Consider the following 19,376-nt stretch of genomic DNA (forward strand, 5'->3'; position numbering starts at 1 on the left):
GATGCCGCGGGGGGCAACCGATGGCTGTACGTCTGGGCGCTGGACGCGAAATCCAACTTCCACGCCACCACCGGCCGGATCCCGGGCCGCGCGTCCATCGTCGGGCGGCGCGGCCGGCGCTCGTCCGGCGGCCCGCCCAGCCTCGTCGCCCGGCGGCCCCGCCGCGGCGCTCCGGCGCTATCCGGTACCGGCCGTAGGTCCACCGCGCCGATCTCCTCATCCACCGACCGGTCCCGGCCCGATCTCCCGGGTCCGGCCGACCATCCTGCCTGCCCGTCGACGCTGAGTGTCCCGGCCCATCAGGGCCGGACGGCGGCGGCGGTGCGAGAACCGAGGCCGACGAGAGCCTCGGTTGTCGAGATTCATCGAACGCGGTAATCAAGCATGCTTCGAGGAGCACACATGGATGCGGTCCGCCTGCCGCTACCCTTCCGGCTGCGTCCCGGCCGGGCACGACTGCTGACCGCCGCGGCCACCGCGGTCCTCATGGTCACGGCGCTGATCAGCGCACCCCCGGCCGCGTCGGCCGCGACCGAGTACCGGCCGCCCGCGCCGCAGCAGGTGCCGACGGTGCCGGTGTCCCCGGTGGCCCCAGCCGCCTCGACAGCGCGGGCGGCGATGCCCGACGCGACCCGTAAGCCGGCACCGGCCTGGCCGGCCCCGGGAGCCGCCGAGGTGGACCTCGCCGCCGGTGCCGCCGCGCCGGTCGGCGCGGGCGCGCTTCCGGTACGCGTCCGCCCGGCGAGCGCGGGCGCGGTCTCCTCCGCCGGGCGGGCTCTCGCGCCCGCCGCCACCCCGTCACGCGTACGCGTGGAGGTGCTGGACCGGGCCACCACCGACCGGGCCGGAGTCCGGGGCGTCCTGCTCCGGATGGGCCGGACCGACGGTGTCCCGGGCGCGGGCAGTGCCGCGCTGACCGTCGACTACGCGAAGTTCGCCACCGCCTACGGCGCGGACTGGGCCGCCCGGCTGCGCCTGGTCTCGATGCCGGTATGCGCGCTCACCGAACCTGGCGCGAAGGAGTGCGTGGGTACGCCGCTGCGGTCGACGAACGATCTCAAGGCCCAGACTGTCTCGGCGGCCGTGCCGGTGTCCGGGACGAACAGCCTGGTGGCGGTGATGGCCGGCGACTCCAGCGCCGCGGGTGACTACAAGGCCACCTCGCTCCAGCCCTCCTCGACCTGGACGGCCGGCGGGAACTCCGGCGCGTTCACCTGGAACTACCCGATGCGGGTCCCGCCGTCGCTCAACGGGCCGGCACCGAGCCTCGCCCTGTCGTACTCGTCGCAGTCCGTCGACGGCCGCCAGGCGGCGAGCAACAACCAGCCCTCCTGGGCCGGTGAGGGCTTCGAGGCCAACCCGGGCGGCTTCATCGAGCGGCGCTACCTCGGGTGCGGCCAGGACATGGACGGCTCGGCCAACAACACCAGGAAGACCAGCGACCTGTGCTGGGCGACCGACAACGCCACGCTCTCCCTCGGCGGCCACTCCGGCGAGCTGCTCTACAACGCGACCGAGGGCCGCTGGCACCTGCGTTCGGACGACGGGTCGCGGATCGAGCGCAAGACCGGCGCGAGCAACGGCGACAACAACGGCGAGTACTGGGTGGTGACCACCACCGACGGCACCCAGTACTGGTTCGGGGTGAACCGCCTGCCCGGCTGGGCGTCCGGGAACCCGGTCACCAACTCCACGCTGACCGTGCCGGTGTTCGGCAACCACGCGGGCGAGCCCTGCCACGCCACCGCGTTCATCGACTCCTCCTGCGCCCAGGCGTGGCGGTGGAACCTCGACTACGTGGTGGACTTGCACGGCAACTCCGCCTCGTACTGGTACACCAAGGAGACCAACAGGTACGGCCGTAACCTCGACGCCAACGACGCCACGTCGTACGACCGCGCCGGCTACCTCGACCACATCTCGTACGGCACCCGCCGGGACAACGGCGTGGAGTCGGTGCTGAGCACCCCGGCGCCGGCGCAGGTGGTCTTCGGGGTGGCGGACCGCTGCCTGTCGAGCTGTGCCACCCACGACGCGGCGCACTGGCCGGACACCCCGTGGGACCAGCAGTGCACCGGGTCCAACTGCGGCACGGTCTTCTCGCCCACCTTCTGGACCACCAAGCGGCTGGCGACCGTGACCACCCAGGTCCGCTCCGGCAGCTCGTACTCCAATGTAGAGCGCTGGACGTTGACCCACACGTTCCCCGACCCGGGTGACGGCACCCGGGCCGGCCTGTGGCTGTCGAAGATCTCTCACGCCGGCCTGGTCGGCACGACCACCACCGTGCCGGACATCGAGTTCACCGGGGTGCAGCTGCCCAACCGGGTCGACACGATCGACTTCGCCGCGGCGATGAACTGGTGGCGGATCGCCAAGATCCAGACCGAGACCGGTGGCACGGTCAGCGTCACCTACTCCGGCCCGGACTGCGTGGCCGGCCAGACGCCGACACCGCAGACGAACACGAAGCGCTGCTACCCGTCAGTCTGGACGCCGGAGGGCTACAGCAACCCGGTCACCGACTGGTTCCACAAATACGTGGTGACCACCATCTACGAGCAGGACAACACCGGTGGGGTGCCACCACAGGGCAGCCCCCGGGTGGTGCACACCTACAGCTACCTCGACGGCGCGGCGTGGCACTACAGCGACGACGACGGCCTGATCGAGAAGAAGTACAAGACCTGGTCGAGCTACCGGGGCTACGGCCGGGTCGCCGTGACGTCCGGTGACCCGGGGGAGCAGACCTACACCGAGACCCGCTACTTCCGGGGCATGGACGGCGACCGGGCCGCGCCGTCGGGTGGCACCAAGTCGGTCACCGTCGACGGGTTCGCCGATGCGGACTGGTTTGCCGGCCTGACCCGCGAGGTCAAGACGTTCAACGGGCCGGGTGGGCCGGTGGTGTCGCGTGAGACGAGCGACCCGTGGGGTTCCGCGGCGACCGCGACCCGCACCATCAACGGCGACACGGTGACCGCCAGGTTCACCCGGGTCGCCACGACCCGCAACTACACCACGCTGGACGCCGGACGCGGCGAGCGGGTCACCCGGACCACGACCACCTACGACTCACTCGGCATGGCCACCCAGGTCGACGACTTCGGCCAGGACGGGGTCGCCGGCGACGAGCAGTGCCAGAAGATCGACTACGGCCCGCGCAACGACACCCTCTGGCTGATGGACAAGGTGCACCGCACCCGGTCGTACGCGGTGCAGTGCTCGGCGACCACCGGCACCCTCAGCGACGCCGACGTGATCACCGAGGAGCGGACCAGCTTCGACGGTCAGGCCTTCGGGACCGCGCCTACCCGGGGCCTGGCCACGAAGACCGAGAAGATGACGGCCTGGAACGCGGGCACGCCCACCTTCGCCACCGTCTCCCAGGGCACCTACGACGCGTACGGGCGGGTCACCGCGGCCTGGGACGCGATGAACGCCAAGACCACCACGGCGTACACCCCCGCCACCGGCGGGCCGGTGACCGCGACCACGGTCACGAACGCGATGCAGCACGTGGCCTCGACGACCGTGAACCCGGCGTGGGGCAACAACTCCGCGATTATCGACGCCAACAACAAGCGAACCGACCTCGCCTACGACGGCCTCGGCAAGCTCACCGCGGTGTGGCTGCCCGGCCGGGACAAGGCGACCCAGTCGGCCAGCGTCACCTTCAGCTACCTGATCCGCAACAACGCGGCCACCGTGGTCTCCACCTCCCGGCTGAACCCGGCCGGGGCGTACAACACTGCCTACGCCCTCTACGACGGCCTGCTGCGGCTCCGGCAGACCCAGTCGCCCTCGCCCTCGGGCGGGCGGCTGCTGACCGACACCTTCTACGACACGGCGGGCCGGGAGGCGAAGAAGTTCGACGGATATCACGTCGCCGGGGCGCCGGGCACCACGCTGGTCACCGCCACCGAGCGGGCGTTGGTGCCGACCCAGACCCGGACCGTGTACGACGGTGCCGGCCGGCCGACCGCGTCCATCTTCCAGCCCTACGACGCGGAGCGCTGGCGGACCTCCGTCTACTACGCCGGTGACCGCACCGACACCACGCCGCCGGCCGGGGGCACCGCCACCTCCACGCTCACCGACGCCCGGGGTCGAACCGTCTCGGTGCGCCAGTACCACGGCACGACCCCGACCCCGAATACGGCTGGCTCCTGGGACACCACGTCCTACGCGTACAACCGTAAGGGGCAGCTGACCGGCGTCACGGACGCGATGGGCAACCAGTGGCTCTACGAGTATGACCTGCAGGGCCGCCGGACCAAGCAGACCGACCCGGACACGGGCGTCAGCACCTTCGGGTACGACGCCGCCGACCGGATCACCTCGTCCACCGACGCTCGGGGCAAGAAGCTGGCGTACCTCTACGACTCGCTGGGCCGCAAGCGGGCGGTGTACGACAACGTCATCGGCGGCACCATGCGGGCGCAGTGGTACTACGACACGATCGCCAAGGGGCGGCTGTCGCAGTCGAACCGGTACGTCGGGGGCTCCGCTTACCAGACGAAGATCACCGGCTACACCGACCAGTACCAACCGACCGGGGTCCAGGTGGTGATCCCGGCCTCGGAGAACAACCTGGCCGGCACCTACGACTTCTCCAGCGCCTACAACGTCGACGGGAGCCTCGCCTCGACGAGCCTGCCGTCCACCGGTGGTGACCTGCCAGCCGAGACCCTCTCCTACACCTACGACGCGCTCGGTCAGGCCACCACGATGACCTCGCAGTACGGCGCGACGAACCTGTCCTACGTGGCGGGCACCACCTACAACGCGCTCGGCGAACTCGACCAGCTCACGCTCGACACGGACGACATCGCCGGCGGTCGGGTATGGCAGGCGTTCACCCACGAGCTGGAGACCGGGCGGTTGACCGGCGTCCGGGTGGACCGGGACACGGTCGCGCCCAACACGCTCTCCGACGTCCGCTACACCTACGACAATTCCGGCAACATCACCAAGGCGGTGGACGTCGCCCCGGATCCGGTCGACGACACCCAGTGCTTCACGTACGACCACCTGCGCCGGCTCACCGACGCCTGGACGCCGAGCAACGGCGACTGCACCGCCACGCCGTCGGCCACCGCGCTCGGCGGTCCGGCACCGTACTGGCACTCGTGGACGTTCGACCAGGCCGGCAACCGCAAGACGCAGGTGGTGCACACCAGCGCCGGCAACACCACCACGACGTACGGCTATCCGGCCGCCAAGGCGGCGCAGCCGCACACGCTGTCGACCACCACGACCGGGTCGCTGGTCCAGAACTACAAGTACGACGAGTCGGGCAACACGATCTGCCGGCCGGCGGGGACGGCCACCAACACCTGCCCGGCCGGGACCGGGTCGCAGGTGCTCACCTGGGATCCGGAGGGGCATCTGGAGACCAGCACCGACTCGACCGGCACGACCACCTACATCTACGACGCGGACGGCAACCGGCTCATCCGCCGCGATCCGGCCGGCAAAACCCTGTATCTGCCCGGCCAGGAGCTGCGGTACAGCAACAGCACCGCGACCACGGCCTGCACCCGCTACTACATGTACGGCGGATCGTTGGTCGCCTCGCGAACGGCCGCCGGCCTGACCTGGCTCGCCGCCGACCATCAGGGCACGGCGAACGTGTCGGTCAGCGCCAACGCCGCACAGACGGCCACGGTGCGCCGGCAGAACCCGTACGGCAACCCGCGGGGCGGCAGCCCGACCTGGGCCAACGACAAGGGCTTCGTCGGCGGCACCATCGACAACACCGGGCTGACCCATCTCGGCGCCCGGGAGTATGACGCCGCCACCGGCCGGTTCGTCTCCGTCGACCCGGTCTTCGACATGCAGAATCCGCAGTCCTGGACCGGATACGGGTACAGCAGCAGCTCGCCGGTCACCTTCAGTGACCCGAGCGGATTGAAGGAGTGCGCCGGCGCCTACACCTGCGACGGCAAGGGCGAGGGAGTGGGGAAGCCGCCGAAGGACGAGTGCTTCAACTACACCGGGACCGCCCAGCGTCGCTGCGATGAGAAAGGCCCCACCGGGCAGAACACGAGCGCCGGGCAGGCCACGGGTGGCTCGGGCTCCGGCAAGAACCCGACGTCGAACCTGCCGACCATCCCGCCGGAGAAGAAGCGGCAACTGGACAACTACATCCGGATGGTCATCGACCAGAACCCGGACACCTGGAACATCCCCGGCTCGCCCGCCTACAACGCCATCATCGTCCGCCTCAAGCACGCCCTGTTCGGGTCGCCCACTTGGAAGGACTATTGGGAGGCGCTGGACCAGATGGTGGTCACCACCGTCGTGGCCGTCGTCGGCGCCGCCCTCTGCCCGGAGACGGCCGGCGCGGGCTGCATGCTCGCCGTCGCGGCGTACGCCGGCGCCGCCGGGCAGTGCATGGACGACTGCGATGACACCCAGGCCGTGGCGCTGGCTGCGGTACTCAGCGCGGCGACCGGTGGTGGACCGAAACCGGCGCGGATCGCCCCAGGGTCGCTGCCGGCCGCGGAGGAGGCCGCGCTCAACGTCACCCTCGGGCACCTCGATGGCGGAACCATACCGACCGGCCCGCTTGCCACCCGCTGGGGCGTCACCTTCGAGAACAGAGAGGGACGGCTGCCGGGTCGCTCGTACCAGCTGGACCCTCAGAACTCGCCCTATACCGAGTACCGTGTGCTGGTTTCCGGGTCCCAAGGTGCCGGCCCGCTGCGAGTGGTGAGGAACGACGTCACCGGCGAGTTGTACTACACCTGGACCCACTACGGGCAGAGCGGCACTCCAGCCTTCGTGCAGATCAGGTGAGGTTGTGAAATTTCGTCCAGGGGTGAGCGCCGTGGCGGCCTCGGAGATCGAGGCCGCCACGGCGGCCGCCCGCGCACAGAACATGCGCGTGTATTTGCTGTCGACCGGAGCAGGCGGCGGGCGGGACGCCTTCTTCGACGCCGTCCGGGCGGCGCTGCCACTCGACCCGCCCCTGGTGAGCAACAACAGCTGGGACGCGCTGGCGGACTCGATGTTCGGCGGCCTGGTGCTCCTCGACGTCGGCCAGGTCCTCGTGGTGTGGACCGATGCGGCGGAAATGATCGTCACCGCACCCGAGGACGCCGACACCGCCGTCAGTGTGCTGGTGCAGACCGCAACCGATCTGGCCGAGCCGAAGTACACGCAGGGCCGCCCGCTCTCAGTCACGGTGTTGCTGGCCACGGACCAGTCGTAGTGGCGAGGCCTGAAGGGGTGAGGCCTGGCCTCCAGCGCCCGGTCCGCACCACCACCCGCCGTCGTCGCCGTGGGGTGGGTCGCGCCGTCAGTTGACGGGTGGATGGTGAGGCACCGGGGCAAGCTGACCTGATGGAGTGCGAGTTGCTGACCGTCGGGCACGGGGCCGCCGGCCGGGAGCGCCTCGCGGAGCTGCTGGCCGGCGCGGGGATCGCCCTCGTCGTGGACGTACGGCGCTACCCGGCCAGCCGGACCAACCCGGACGTCCGGCGCGAGGCGCTCGAACGCTGGCTGCCGGAGCGGGGGATCGACTACCGCTGGGAACCCCGCCTCGGTGGCCGCCGGCACGTACGCGCCGGGGAACCGGAGCCGGACACCTGGTGGACCGTCGCGGCCTTCCGGGCGTACGCCGCGTACACCCGGACGCCGGAGTTCGACGCGGCGCTGGACGCGGTGCTCGCCGACGCGGCGCGGCGGACCACGGCGGTGATGTGCAGCGAGAGCGTGTGGTGGCGCTGCCACCGACGCCTGATCGCCGACGTGGCCGTCCTCGGTCGCGGGGCGGCCGTGCGGCACCTCATGCCGGACGGCCGGCTCAGCCCGCACCGGCCGGCCGAGGGCGCCCGCCGCCTCCCCGACGGGCACCTGATCTGGGACGGCTGACCGGGCGGGAACCTGGTGGCAGAGCCGCGGATCACGCCGCTAGCCTGCCCGCATGCCGGAACTGATCACGCCGACCGCCCGCCTGCACCGGTCCTGGCTGGCTGCCCGGGACGACTGGGGGCGCGGCGTCCACCAGGACGGCAGCGGGCTACAGCCCACCGACGACGTGGACTCACCGGAGGGCTTCGCGGACTGGGTCGGGCGGCTGCGGGACGGCGCGGACGAGTCCCGGCCGCTGCCCAACGGCCTGGTCCCCGCGCTCTACTGGTGGATCGTCGAGGGCGACGAGGTGCTCGGCGCCATCTCCCTGCGGCTGCGGCTCAACGACTTCCTGCTGAACGCCGGCGGCCACATCGGCTACGGCGTCCGCCCCTCGGCCCGCCGTCGGGGCGTGGCGACCTTCGCCCTGGGTGCGGCGCTCGCGGAGGCGGCCCGGCGGGGCATCGACCCGGTCCTGGTCACCTGCGACGACAGCAACGTCCCCTCCGCGCGGACCATCGAGCGGCACGGTGGGGTGCTGGAGGACGTGCGGGACACCGAACTGGGGCGCACCCGGCGCTACTGGATCTCTCCCCGCTGAATCAGTCGCGCAGGTCCTCGGCGAGGAGGTCCATCAGCAGGCCGTCGTGCCAGCGGCCGTCCGCGCCGCGCTCGTAGCGGCGCATGATGCCCACCGGGCGGAAACCCACCTTCGCGTACGCCCGGATCGCCGCCGTGTTCGCCGCCGCCGGGTCGATGGTGAACCGGTGGTGGCCGTGCTCGTCGATCAGGTGCCGGACCAGGGTGCGGATGGCGTCGCCGCCCAGGCCCGCGCCGCGTACCTCGGGAGCGAGGAAGAGGTCCAGGCTGGCGTGGCGGTAGTCCGGTTCGGTCTCGGCGGAGCACTGGATCGCGCCGACCACCCGGCCGTCGTGCTCGATGGCGTAGACGGTCAGCTCGTCGTCGGCCAGGTCGGCGCGGATCTCCCCGGCCAGGTCGTCGCCGCCCCGCCACCAGCGCCGGACCTCCGGGGTGGCCCGGATCGCCGCGAGGGTGGGCACGTCCGCGTCCGTCGCCGGTCGCAGTGTCACCGCCCGCCCGCGCAGCACCGGTCAGCCCCGGATCTCGCCGTGCTCGACGCAGACCGCCGACCAGCCGGTCGGCACCACCTGCACCTTCATCCGCCGCCGGCAGTGCGCGCAGTAGCGCGGCGGCTCCAGCGCCCGGGCCGCCGCGCACGCCTCGTGGGCGCCGGCCTCGGCCGGCTCGCCGCAGCGGTCGCACCAGCGCTGCGGCGCCGTGGACTCGACAAGCTCGGTCACGTCGTCCTCACCGGGATGGATAGCGTCACAGGGTCGCCGACAGCGCCTTGACCGGCATCTTCAGGTCGTCGAGCAGCTTCAGGTCGTCGGTCGCCGACCGGCCCAGCGTGGTCAGGTAGTTGCCGACGATGACCGCGTTGATGCCGCCGAGCAGGCCGTCCCGGGTGCCCAGGTCGCCGAGGGTGAGCTCCCGGCCGCCCGCGTACCGGAGGATGGTGCGCGGCATGGCCAGCCGGAACGCGGCGATGGCCCGCAGCGCGTCCTTGCCCTCCACCACCGGCCGGTCGCCGAGCGGGGTGCCCGGGCGCGGGTTGAGGAAGTTCAGCGGGACCTCGTGCGGGTCCAGCTCGGCGAGCTGCGCGGCGAACTCGGCCCGCTGCTCCACCGACTCGCCCAGGCCGAGGATGCCGCCGCAGCAGACCTCCATGCCGGACTCGCGGACCATCTTCAGGGTCTCCCAGCGCTCCTCCCACGAGTGCGTGGTGACCACGTTCGGGAAGTAGGAGCGGCAGGTCTCCAGGTTGTGGTTGTAGCGGTGCACGCCCATCTCGACCAGCTCGTCGACCTGCTCCTGGGTGAGCATGCCCAGGGAGGCGGCGACCTGGATGTCGACCTCCGCCTTGATGGCGGCCACGCCCTCGCGCATCTGCTTCATCAGCCGGGCGTCCGGGCCGCGTACGGCGGCCACGATGCAGAACTCGGTGGCGCCGGTGGCGGCGGTCTGCCGTGCCGCCTCGACCAGCGCCGGGATGTCCAGCCAGACCGAGCGGACCGGCGAGGTGAACAGGCCGGACTGCGAGCAGAAGTGGCAGTCCTCCGGGCAGCCGCCGGTCTTCAGCGAGACAATCCCCTCGACCTCGACCTCCGGGCCGCACCAGCGCATCCGCACCTCGTGGGCGAGCTGGAGGGCGGCGGGCAGGTGCTCGTCGGGCAGGTTGAGCACGGCGAGGACACCGGCCTCGTCGAGACCGACGCCGTTCTCCAGCACCTGGGTCCGGGCCTGGTCGAGGATCTCTGGCATGGCTCGTACCCTACAAGGCCACCCGGCGGCGAGGAATCGGCTCCATGGCGGGGTCGGGCAGATCGTCCGAGGTCCGGCGGGTGGGTGGTAACTTCGCCCCGCGAGGTGGTCGACGGCGGGAGTGTGACAGTGGCGGACTGGCTGGCGGCCCTGGACCGCCGCGCCGAGCTGCGGGCCAGAGCGGGACTCACCCGTACGCTGCGCCCGCGCGCCTCCGGCGACGCCGTGGTCGACCTGGCCGGCAACGACTACCTCGGCCTGGCCGCGCACCCGGAGGTCACCGCCGCGGCGACGGCGGCGCTGTCCGCGTACGGGCTGGGCGCCACCGGGTCGCGGCTGGTGCGCGGCTCGACCGACGCGCACCACGCGCTGGAGGACGCCCTCGCGCAGTGGCTCGGCACCGACCGGGCGTTGGTCTTCTCCTCCGGCTACCTGGCCAATCTCGCCGCCGTCCGGGGCCTGGTGCGGCCGCGTACGCTGCTCGTCTCCGACGCCCACAACCACGCCTCGCTGATCGACGGCTGCCGGATCTCCGGCGCGGAGACCGTGGTGACCCCGCACGCCGACGTGGACGCGGTGGCCGACGCGCTCGCCGCCGCCCCGGGCCGGCCCGCGGTGGTGGTCACCGAGTCGGTCTTCTCCGTCGACGGCGACCTCGCCCCGCTGGCCGAGTTGCATGCCGTGGCCCGTCGGTACGGCGCGCTGCTGCTGGTCGACGACGCGCACGCGCTCGGCGTCACCGGCCCGGCCGGGGCGGGCGGGGTGGCCGAGGCGGGCCTGGCCGGCGAGCCGGACGTGGTGGTGACCGCCACCCTCTCCAAGGCGCTCGGCGGGGCCGGCGGGGTGGTGGCCGGGCCGGCGGAGTTCGTCCGCCACCTGGTGGAGACCGGCCGTACGTTCATCTTCGACACGGCGCTGCCGCCGGCGGTGGCCGCCGGCGTGCTGGCGGCGGTCCGGGTGGCCCGGTCCGGCGACGGGTTACGCGCCGAGCTCGCCGAACGGGCCACGCTGGCGGTCCGCCGGCTGGGCGTGGCCGGGCTGGACGTCTCCGCCCCCGACGCGGCGGTGGTGTCGGTCACCGCGCCCGGCCCGGAGGCGGCGACCGCGTGGGCGGCCGGGTGCCGGGAGCGGGGCGTCGCGGTGGGCTGCTTCCGACCGCCGTCCACCCCGGACAGCCGTTCCCGGCTCCGGTTGACCATCAACGCCGGGGTGACCCGGGCGGACTTCGTCCGGGCCCTGGACGTCATCGTGGACTGTGCCCCGAGGGAGGGCTCATGACTACTGGCTGGACCGGGCCGGTGCTGGTGACGGGCACGGACACCGAGGTGGGCAAGACCGTCGTGACCGCGGCGATCACCGCCGCCGCGCAGGCCGCCGGGCTGCGGGTCGCGGTGATCAAGCCCGGCCAGACGGGTACGGCCACCGGCGAGCCGGGCGACGTCGACTCGGTCACCCGGCTGGCCGCCCCGCTGACCGGCCGTACCCTGGCGGCCTACCCGGACCCGCTCGCCCCGCTCGCCGCGGCCCGGGTCGCGGAGCTGCCGCCGCTGGAGCTGTACACCGCCGTCGACGCGATCCGCGAGGAGGCCGACAAGCACGACCTGGTGCTCGTCGAGGGGGCCGGCGGGCTGCTCGTACCGATGGGGCTGCGGCCGTCGGGCGAGCCCTGGACGGTGGCCGACCTGGCGGTGTCGCTGGGGGCGCCGGCCGTGGTGGTGGCCCGCGCCGGGCTCGGCACGCTCAACCACACCGCGCTCACCCTGGAGGCGCTGGAGCGCCGGGCGATCCCGGCCGGCGTGGTGATCGGCGCCTGGCCGGCCGAGCCGGAGCTGGTGCACTGGGCCAACCTGACCGACCTGGCGCCCAACCTGCTCGGCGCGGTGCCGATGGGCGCGGGTGCGATGGACCCGGGGGTGTTCCGCCGCTCCGCGCCGGGCTGGCTCACCCCCGCCCTCTACGGGGTGCTCGACGACTGGCGGGCCTGGGCCGAGGACGCGAGCTGAACACCTGACTTTCGTCGGTGCCCGGCCCGGCCGGTCGTCGGTAGCGTGGCCGCCGTGGAATCCGACGACCCGGCCGGCCCGCCGAGGGGCCGGCGATGGCTCGGCGACCTGCTGCTGTGGGGCGCGTTGTCCGCGCCGGTGGCGTACGCGGGGGTCACCCCGCCCTATCCCCGGTACGCGGTGCCGCTGCTGCTCGGGTCGCTGGCGCTGCTCGCCCTCGCGGTGGCGGTCGGCCGCCGGCTGCCGCTCGCGGCGCTGGTGGCGGTGGTGTTCGGCTCGCTGGTCGACGGCAACTTCGTCTTCGCCATCCCGGTGTTCAGCTATCTCGCCGGCCGGCGCAGCGCCGGCGCCGGCCGGGTGGCGGTGCTCTTCGGCGTGATCGCGGTCGCCGGGACCGCGCTCAACCTCGGGCTGCTCGGCACCGGCCCGGCGACCTGGTTCCTGCTCGCCTCGGTGCTGCTCTTCGCCGGGGTGTTCCCCTGGCTGCTCGGTCGGCTCCGCCGGCAGCAGCGAGCGCTCGCCGAGGCCGGGCGGCGGCACGCCGAGACGGAGGAGCGGGAGCGGCGGGCGGCGGTGGACCGGGTGCGACTACGCGAACGGGCCCGGATCGCCCAGGAGATGCACGACTCGCTGGGCCACGACCTGAGCCTGATCGCGTTGCGCGCCGCCGCGCTGGAACTGGCCGCCGACCTGCCCCTCGCCCACCGGGCGGCGGCCGGCGAGCTGCGGGCCAGCGTGGCCGCCGCCACCGACCGGCTGCACGAGATCATCGGCGTGCTCCGCGAGGAGCGCTCCGGTTCCCTGCGACCGGCGGACGAGACGGTGGCGGAGCTGGTCTGCGGGGCTCGGGACGCCGGGATGGCGGTCGAGCTGCGGGACGGATCGGCCGAGGTCGAGCTGCCTCGGCTCACCGCGCACACGGTGCACCGGGTGGTCCGGGAGGCGCTGACCAACGCCGCCCGGTACGCCCCCGACGCCCCGGTGACCGTCACCGTCGACCGCGCCGACGGCGCGGTGGCGGTCAGCGTGGTGAACGGTCCCGCCCCGGCCGGCCCACTGCCGGGACCGGCCTCGCACGGCTCCGGGCTGCTCGCCCTGCGTGAGCGGGTCCGCCTCGCCGGCGGCGTGCTCGACGCGGGCCCCAGGGCCGGCGGCTTCGCGCTCTCCGCGCGCCTGCCGCTGGCCGGCGACGACGGTCGGGGCGTTCCGGGCGGTGTGGCGGAGCCGGCGACGGCCAGTGGCGTGGTGCGAAGCGACGCGACGAACGCCGTCCGGCCCGGCGGGCCCGGGGGACCGGTCGGGGAGGCCGACGACGGGGGACCGGACACCGGCCGGCCCGACCGGGCATCGGAGGACCGGACCGGCGCGGCGGCGCGGCGGCTGCGGGACGCCCGACGGCGGGCCCGGCGCAGCCTGCTGGTGGCGTTCGGCGCCCCCGCCGTCCTCGGCCTGGTGCTCGCCCTGGTCTACTACCCGCTGGCCACCGCGGGCGCGGTGCTCGACCGGACCGGGTACGAGCGGCTGCGCCTCGGCGACACCCGGGACAGCCTGGGGCTGCCCGAACGGCAGGCGGACCCGCCGACCGCGGACACCCCGTCGGGCTGCGAGTACTACACCGACGGCAACTTCCCCTTCGCGGAGCCGACCTGGCGGCTCTGCTTCTCCGACGGCCGGCTGGCCAGCAAGGAGCGGATCGCGTCGTGACCGCCGACCACGAGGGCCCCCTGCGGGTGGTGCTCGCTGACGACGAGGCGATGGTCCGCGCCGGGGTACGGGCGATCCTGGCCGCCGACCCGGGGATCGAGGTGGTCGGCGAGGCCGGGGACGGGCGGGCCGCCGTCGAACTGGTCCGCGCCCACCGACCCCGGGTGGCGCTGTTGGACATCCGGATGCCCAGGTGGGACGGGCTCGGCGCGGCGGGGGAGATCCGCCGGCTGGTTCCGGAGACTGCCACGGTCATGCTCACCACCTTCGGCGAGGACGACCTGATCGCCCGGGCGCTCGGCCACGGGGTCAGTGGCTTCCTGCTCAAGTCGGGCGATCCCCGGGAACTGCTCACCGGGATCCGTGCGGTCGCCGATGGCGGGGCTTACCTGTCACCCCGGGTGGCCCGCCGGGTGATCGAGCTGAGCGGCGGGCGGATGGCCCGCACCCCGTACGCCCGGGACCGGCTGGCCGGGCTGACCGACCGGGAGCGGGAGGTGCTGGCCCTGGTCGGGGCGGGACTGTCCAACGCCGAGATCGGCCGCCGGTTGCACCTCGTCGAGGGCACCGTGAAGAGCTACCTGACCAGCATTTTCACCCGGTTGGACGTGCGCAACCGGGTGCAGGCGGCGATCCTCGCGTACGAGGCGGGGCTGGTCCCGCCGACCGGCTGACCAGCCCCGCCCCGCTCACGCGTCGCGGCGGGCCAGCGCCCACCGGCCGACGGCCAGCGCGGCGGCCGCCCAGCCGGCGAGCAGCAGCAACCCCACCACCGCCGGGTACGGGTCGCGGTCCCCGCCGAGGAAGTGGTTGCCGGCCACTCCGGGGAACGCGTCGGCGATCCGGGTGAGCACGGTGATCCCCGGTTCCTGTAGCGACAACGGCACGATCATCAGCAGGGCGAAGAGCACGGTGAGGGTGAGCACCGCACCGCGCAGCGCCGCCGCCAGGCCCAGCGCCAGCACCCCGACCAGCGCCAGGTACGCGGCCGAGGCGACCACGTCGCGCACCGTCCCGCCCAGCGGGGCCCTGCCCCACTCGCCCAGCACCGGCCGGGCGACCGCCGCGCCGATGCCGCCGAGCAGCAGCCCGACCAGGAACGTCACGACGCCCACCACGACCGCCTTGGCCAGCAGCACCCGAGAGCGGGACGGGGTGCAGCGCAACGTGGTGCGGATGGTGCCGGTGGCGTACTCGCTGGTGATCGCGAAGAGACCGAGGGCGAGGACGACGTACTGGGTGAGTTCCAGCGAGCCGGTCACGATCTCGCCGACCCCGACGATCCCGGGGCCGACCGCGGGGTCGTCGTCGGTGTTGGCGTTGACGGCGTAGATGGCGAGCTGGGCGGTGGTGGCCGCCATGGTCAGCGCCGCCGCCAACACCGTCCACCAGGTGGACCGGACCGACCACAGCTTGGTCCACTCGGCGGCGACGGCCCCGGTGAACGGGCCGGTCGCCGGGGCGGGCCGGGACGCCGGCCGGGTGGTCGGCGGGACGGTGGGCAGGGCGGTCATCGGGCCTCGCTTCCGGTCGGGCCGGCGGCGTACTCGACGCTGTCGGCGGTGAGTTCCAGGAACGCCTCCTCCAGCGAGGCGGCCACCGGGGCCAGCTCGTGCACCCGCACCCCCAGCTCGTACACCAGGTCACCGACCCGAGCGGCGGAGGCGCCGGTGACGGTCAGCCCGTCCGCGTCGTACGCGGCGACGGTCGCGCCCTCGGCGGTCAGCCGGGCGCCCAACGCCGCGAGACCGGCCGGCTCGGGGCCGCGTACCCGAACCGACGCGGCCGGGCCGGCGGTGATCAGCTCGGCCAGCGGCGCGTCGGCGATCAGCCGTCCCCGGCCGAGCACGATGACCCGGTCGGCGGTCTGCTGCATCTCGCTCATCAGGTGGCTGGAGAGCAGGACGGTCCGTCCCTCGTCGGCGAGGGTCCGGGTGAACCGGCGGATCCAGCGCACGCCGTCCGGGTCGAGGCCGTTGACCGGCTCGTCGAGGAGCAGCACCGGCGGGTCGCCGAGCAGCGCTCCGGCGATGCCGAGCCGCTGCCCCATGCCCAGCGACAGCGTCCGTCCGGGCTTGTCGGCCGCGCGTCCGTCCAGCCCGACCAGGTCGAGCACCTCGGCCACCCGCCGGTCGGGGATGCCGCTGCTGCGGGCCATCGCCCGCAGGTGGGACCGGCCGGAGCGGGTCGGGTGGATGCCGGTGGCGTCCAGCAGCGCGCCGACCTCGTGCAGCGGGTGCCGCAGTGCCCGGTACGCCCGGCCGTTGACCAGGGCCTGTCCGGCGGTGGGCCGGTCCAGCCCGAGCACCATCCGCATGGTGGTGGACTTGCCCGCGCCGTTGGGGCCGAGGAAGCCGGTCACCTGCCCCGGCCCGATGTCGACGGTCAGGTCGTCGACCGCGGTCGCCGTCCCGAACCGCTTCGTCAACCCACGTAGTGTGATCATGCCTCGACGCTAGGCAGCGCGTGGGTGGTCGCGCCGCTGCCGATCGGCGTCGGCCCGCCCTGACTTTCGTCAGGTCCGCGGCGGATCTTCGGTCAGGTCCCGCAGCGCGTCGCCGGTCGTTCGGTCGGCGGGGTAGAACGCCTCGATGGCGAGTCCGGTCACCGTGACGTCGAGTGGAGTGCCGAAGACCGTGGTGGTGCTCAGGAAAGCCAGGTCCCGGCCGCCGTACCGATAGCGCAGGGGGACGACCACCGAGCCGGCGGCGGCCACCGCCGCGGGGTTCTCCTCCCCGCCGGGATATGCGCGCAGTTCCTCGTACAGGTCGTGGAGCGCGTCGTCGTCGGTGGCCGCGACCTGCTCGCGCAGCCGGTGCAGCAGATGGGCCCGCCACTGGGCCAGGTTGCGGATGCGGGGTGCCATGCCGTCGGGATGCAGGCTGAGTCGCAGGACGTTGATCGGTTCCGCCAGCAGGTGGGCGGCGCACCCGGCGGTGAGCAGGCCGACGGCGGCGTTGGCCTCCACCAGGTGCCAGTGCTGGTCGACGAGCAGCGCGGGGAAGGGGCCGTGCCCGTGCAGGATCTGCCGGGCCGCGTCGCGGACCGGGGCCAGCTCCGGATCGTCCAGGTCGTGCCGGGAGTACGCGGGCGCGTAGCCGCCGGCGAGCAGCAGCGTGTTGCGCTCGGCGAGCGGGACGTCCAGGTGCTCCGCCAGCCGAAGGATCAGCTCGGGGCTCGGGCGGGACCGGCCGGTCTCCACGAAGCTCAGATGCCGGGTCGAGATTCCGGTGTCGACCGACAGGCCGAGCTGGCTGAGTCGCCGGCGTCGACGCCAGTCGCGCAGGAGTTCGCCTACCGGCCGGCTGGGCACCGCCACCGTGGTCACGACACCAGACCCTAACGGGGCGCCTCGTCCACCGGCCATTACCCCTGAGGTAATCGACGCGCCGCCGCCCGAGCCGGAACGATCTCATCCCGAGGGCGCCACGACCGGCGCCGTGCACGAGATGGGGAGGAACCATGTCGGAGTTCAAGGAGCTGGCCGGCCGGTACATCGCGATCTGGAACGAGACCGACCCGGGGCAGCGCCGCCGGGCCATCGACGAGCTGTGGGCCGCGGACGCCCGGTACGTCGACCCGCTCGGCGTGGCCGAGGGCAGGGAGGCGATCGACCAGCTGGTCGGCGCGGTCCAGGGCCAGTTTCCCGGGATGCGATTCCGGCTGGTCGGGCCGGTCGACGGGCACCACGACCAGGTCCGTTTCAGCTGGGAGCTCGGGCCGGCCGAGGGTGCGGCGCCGGTTGCCGGCTTCGACGTCGCGGTCACGGACGGCGACGGGCGGCTGCGCCAGGTCTTCGGTTTCCTGGACCGGGTCCCGGCGGCCTGACCCCAACGAGAGGAAACGAGAGGAGCGGCAATGAGCGCGTACGCACTGGCCCATCTGCGCCGGGCACCCGTCCACGCCGAGGTGCTGGAGTACATGGAGCGCATCGAGGCCACCCTGGCTCCGTACGAGGGGCGGTTCATCGTCCACGGCGGGACCGTGGACGTGCTCGAAGGCGAGTGGCCGGGTGATGTCGTGATCATCGAGTTCCCGGACCTGGACAGCGCCCGCTCGTGGTACGCCTCGGCGAGCTATCAGGAGATCAAGCCCCTGCGTACGCGGCACCTGGCCGGCGAGCTCATCATTGTCGACGGGGTGGAGCCGGACCACGACTCGTCCCGGATGGCGGCCGACGTCCGCCGAGCCGCCAACCTGTGACGAGGGCGAACGCCGCTCATGCTGGCGTTCCTGGGGCGGTTCGTCTGCGGTGCCGGGCCACCGGCCCCCTCCGGGCGCGCGGGGTCCTGGTGGGGGTCAGGCCCGGCGGATCACGAACGCGTCCGGCATCCGGAAGGTGAGGTTGTCCGGGCACCACGGCGGTCGGACCACGGTCACCCCGTCGAGCAGCGGCGTCGCCTCGGCGACCACCACGGCCGCCTCCATCCGGGCCAGTTGCGCGCCCACGCACCGGTGCGGTCCGGCGCCGAAGGCCAGGTGCCGCCGGGAGCCGCGCTGCCCGGGCCGGAACTCGGCGGGGGCGGCGACCACCTCCGGATCCCGGCCGGCCCGGGCCAACCAGGCCACGATGCTGGTGCCGGCCGGGACGGCGGTGCCGCCCAGCGTGGTGTCCACCGCCGCCACCCGCCGCCAGGTGACGATCGGCGGTTCCAGCCGTAGCCCCTCCTCGACCACGTCGGCGACCCGGATCTCGCCGGAGCGGAGCCCGGCCCGCACCGCCGGTTCGCCGGCCAGCCGGTGCAGCAGCAGGGTGAGGAACTGCGAGGTGGTCTCCTGGCCGGCGACCAGCAGGAAGAACAGCGCGCCGACGACCACGTCGGCGGAGTGCCCGGCGTCGCGCAGCCGGGCGGCCAGCCCGCCGCCGGTCTCGGCGAACGTACGCAGCACGGTGTGGAACCGGCCGACCTCGGTGGCGAGGGCGAGCTGCCGATCCTCGTCGAGCGGCGCCCAGAACAGCTCCAGGGCGGCGCGGGCGAAGTCCTTGACCGCGCCGACCGGGGCGTCCGGCAGCTCGACCAGCCGGGCCAGCACCAGCAGCGGCAGGTCGGCGGCGAGTTCGGCGTACAGGTCGACCGGTGTGCCGGCGTCGAGGGCGGCGGCGAGCCGGGCCACCCGTCGCCGGACCAGGTCCGCCAGCCAGGGCTGCTGCGCGGCCACCCGGTCGGGGTGCAGCGCGTCGGCGACGATGCCGCGGATCTCGGGATGGCTGGCGGCCGAGTTGTTGGCCAGCGTCGGCGGCAGCCGGAACCGGTGACCGGCGAGGATCCGCAGGGCGGTCACCGGGATCGGGGTCACCGCGTCGAGGGCGTTGTCCGGCCGGAACGTCGCCGGATCGGTGAGCAGCCGCCGGACCAGCGCGTGCCGGGTCACCACCAGATGCGGCACGCCGACGTGGTCGACCACGGTCGCCGCGTCGGGCCACCGGCCGTCGACGGACTCCTCCCAGCCCCGGAACAGCACGGC

Annotated in this window: 17 protein-coding genes; 10 read left to right on the forward strand and 7 right to left on the reverse strand. The window is 73.5% G+C overall.

Annotation, left to right across the window (positions count from 1 at the left end; translation table 11 throughout):
- The first annotated feature begins 402 nt into the window (after positions 1 to 402).
- The 4 genes from GA0070604_RS07975 (at position 403) to GA0070604_RS07990 (ending at position 8,461) form a co-directional block, all read left to right on the forward strand.
- Positions 403 to 6,804: an RHS repeat-associated core domain-containing protein gene (locus tag GA0070604_RS07975; RefSeq protein WP_091116666.1), complete on the forward strand. Its 6,402-nt coding sequence runs from the start codon at positions 403 to 405 to the stop codon at positions 6,802 to 6,804.
- Positions 6,805 to 6,826: 22 nt separating this feature from the next.
- Positions 6,827 to 7,219 (forward strand): barstar family protein, encoded by a 393-nt coding sequence (locus GA0070604_RS07980; protein ID WP_091116669.1) that lies wholly within the window; start codon positions 6,827 to 6,829, stop codon positions 7,217 to 7,219.
- Between the two features lie 131 nt (positions 7,220 to 7,350).
- A complete protein-coding gene (locus tag GA0070604_RS07985; protein ID WP_091116673.1) occupies positions 7,351 to 7,881 on the forward strand; it encodes a DUF488 domain-containing protein in 531 nt (176 codons plus the stop codon).
- Between the two features lie 52 nt (positions 7,882 to 7,933).
- The gene (locus GA0070604_RS07990; RefSeq protein ID WP_091116680.1) at positions 7,934 to 8,461 is read left to right on the forward strand and encodes a GNAT family N-acetyltransferase; all 528 of its coding nucleotides are present in this window, start codon (positions 7,934 to 7,936) and stop codon (positions 8,459 to 8,461) included.
- Between the two features lies 1 nt (position 8,462).
- On the opposite strand, the gene GA0070604_RS07995 is transcribed toward GA0070604_RS07990, so the two are convergent.
- The 3 genes from GA0070604_RS07995 to bioB are packed head-to-tail and all read right to left on the reverse strand — an operon-like array spanning position 8,463 to position 10,203.
- A complete protein-coding gene (locus tag GA0070604_RS07995) occupies positions 8,463 to 8,969 on the reverse strand; it encodes a GNAT family N-acetyltransferase (RefSeq protein WP_091116685.1) in 507 nt (168 codons plus the stop codon).
- 3 nt (positions 8,970 to 8,972) lie between these two features.
- Positions 8,973 to 9,182: a biotin synthase auxiliary protein BsaP gene (bsaP, locus tag GA0070604_RS08000; RefSeq protein ID WP_091116688.1), complete on the reverse strand. Its 210-nt coding sequence runs from the start codon at positions 9,180 to 9,182 to the stop codon at positions 8,973 to 8,975.
- A 25-nt stretch (positions 9,183 to 9,207) separates the two neighbouring features.
- Positions 9,208 to 10,203, reverse strand: a complete 996-nt coding sequence (gene bioB, locus GA0070604_RS08005) for a biotin synthase BioB (protein WP_091116692.1) — start codon at positions 10,201 to 10,203, stop codon at positions 9,208 to 9,210.
- Positions 10,204 to 10,332: 129 nt separating this feature from the next.
- On the opposite strand from bioB, the gene GA0070604_RS08010 reads away from it, so the two are divergent.
- From GA0070604_RS08010 to GA0070604_RS08025, 4 genes are read left to right on the forward strand one after another with little or no spacing between them, the layout of a single operon-like run.
- Positions 10,333 to 11,481, forward strand: coding sequence for an 8-amino-7-oxononanoate synthase (locus GA0070604_RS08010; RefSeq protein WP_091116695.1), 1,149 nt, complete (start codon positions 10,333 to 10,335; stop codon positions 11,479 to 11,481).
- A complete protein-coding gene (bioD, locus tag GA0070604_RS08015) occupies positions 11,478 to 12,206 on the forward strand; it encodes a dethiobiotin synthase (protein ID WP_091116698.1) in 729 nt (242 codons plus the stop codon). Before GA0070604_RS08010 ends, bioD begins: the two co-directional genes overlap by 4 nt.
- Positions 12,207 to 12,260: 54 nt before the next feature.
- A complete protein-coding gene (locus GA0070604_RS08020) occupies positions 12,261 to 13,910 on the forward strand; it encodes a sensor histidine kinase (RefSeq protein ID WP_091126966.1) in 1,650 nt (549 codons plus the stop codon).
- Positions 13,907 to 14,584 carry a response regulator transcription factor gene (locus tag GA0070604_RS08025; RefSeq protein WP_091116704.1) on the forward strand — a complete coding sequence of 226 codons (678 nt, stop codon included), beginning with the start codon at positions 13,907 to 13,909 and terminating at the stop codon, positions 14,582 to 14,584. Before GA0070604_RS08020 ends, GA0070604_RS08025 begins: the two co-directional genes overlap by 4 nt.
- Positions 14,585 to 14,599: 15 nt before the next feature.
- Here the strand turns inward: GA0070604_RS08025 and GA0070604_RS32290 are convergent, their stop codons facing one another.
- The 3 genes from GA0070604_RS32290 to GA0070604_RS08040 form a co-directional block, all read right to left on the reverse strand.
- Positions 14,600 to 15,424, reverse strand: coding sequence for an ABC transporter permease (locus tag GA0070604_RS32290; protein ID WP_091116707.1), 825 nt, complete (start codon positions 15,422 to 15,424; stop codon positions 14,600 to 14,602).
- On the reverse strand, positions 15,421 to 16,356 hold the full coding sequence (locus GA0070604_RS08035; protein ID WP_091116710.1) for an ATP-binding cassette domain-containing protein: 936 nt from the start codon (positions 16,354 to 16,356) through the stop codon (positions 15,421 to 15,423). The genes GA0070604_RS32290 and GA0070604_RS08035 overlap by 4 nt, the downstream gene beginning before the upstream one ends.
- Positions 16,357 to 16,425: 69 nt before the next feature.
- Positions 16,426 to 17,229, reverse strand: a complete 804-nt coding sequence (locus tag GA0070604_RS08040) for a helix-turn-helix transcriptional regulator (protein ID WP_377592838.1) — start codon at positions 17,227 to 17,229, stop codon at positions 16,426 to 16,428.
- 143 nt (positions 17,230 to 17,372) lie between these two features.
- Between GA0070604_RS08040 and GA0070604_RS08045 the strand changes: the two genes are divergently transcribed.
- On the forward strand, positions 17,373 to 17,738 hold the full coding sequence (locus GA0070604_RS08045) for a nuclear transport factor 2 family protein (protein ID WP_091116717.1): 366 nt from the start codon (positions 17,373 to 17,375) through the stop codon (positions 17,736 to 17,738).
- A 30-nt stretch (positions 17,739 to 17,768) separates the two neighbouring features.
- Positions 17,769 to 18,113: a DUF1330 domain-containing protein gene (locus GA0070604_RS08050; RefSeq protein WP_091116720.1), complete on the forward strand. Its 345-nt coding sequence runs from the start codon at positions 17,769 to 17,771 to the stop codon at positions 18,111 to 18,113.
- Between the two features lie 96 nt (positions 18,114 to 18,209).
- Here the strand turns inward: GA0070604_RS08050 and GA0070604_RS08055 are convergent, their stop codons facing one another.
- The gene (locus GA0070604_RS08055) at positions 18,210 to 19,373 is read right to left on the reverse strand and encodes a cytochrome P450 (protein ID WP_091116724.1); all 1,164 of its coding nucleotides are present in this window, start codon (positions 19,371 to 19,373) and stop codon (positions 18,210 to 18,212) included.
- Positions 19,374 to 19,376 lie beyond the last annotated feature (3 nt).

The sequence above is a fragment of the Micromonospora eburnea genome (assembly GCF_900090225.1).
GTDB classification, from domain to species: Bacteria; Actinomycetota; Actinomycetes; order Mycobacteriales; family Micromonosporaceae; genus Micromonospora; species Micromonospora eburnea.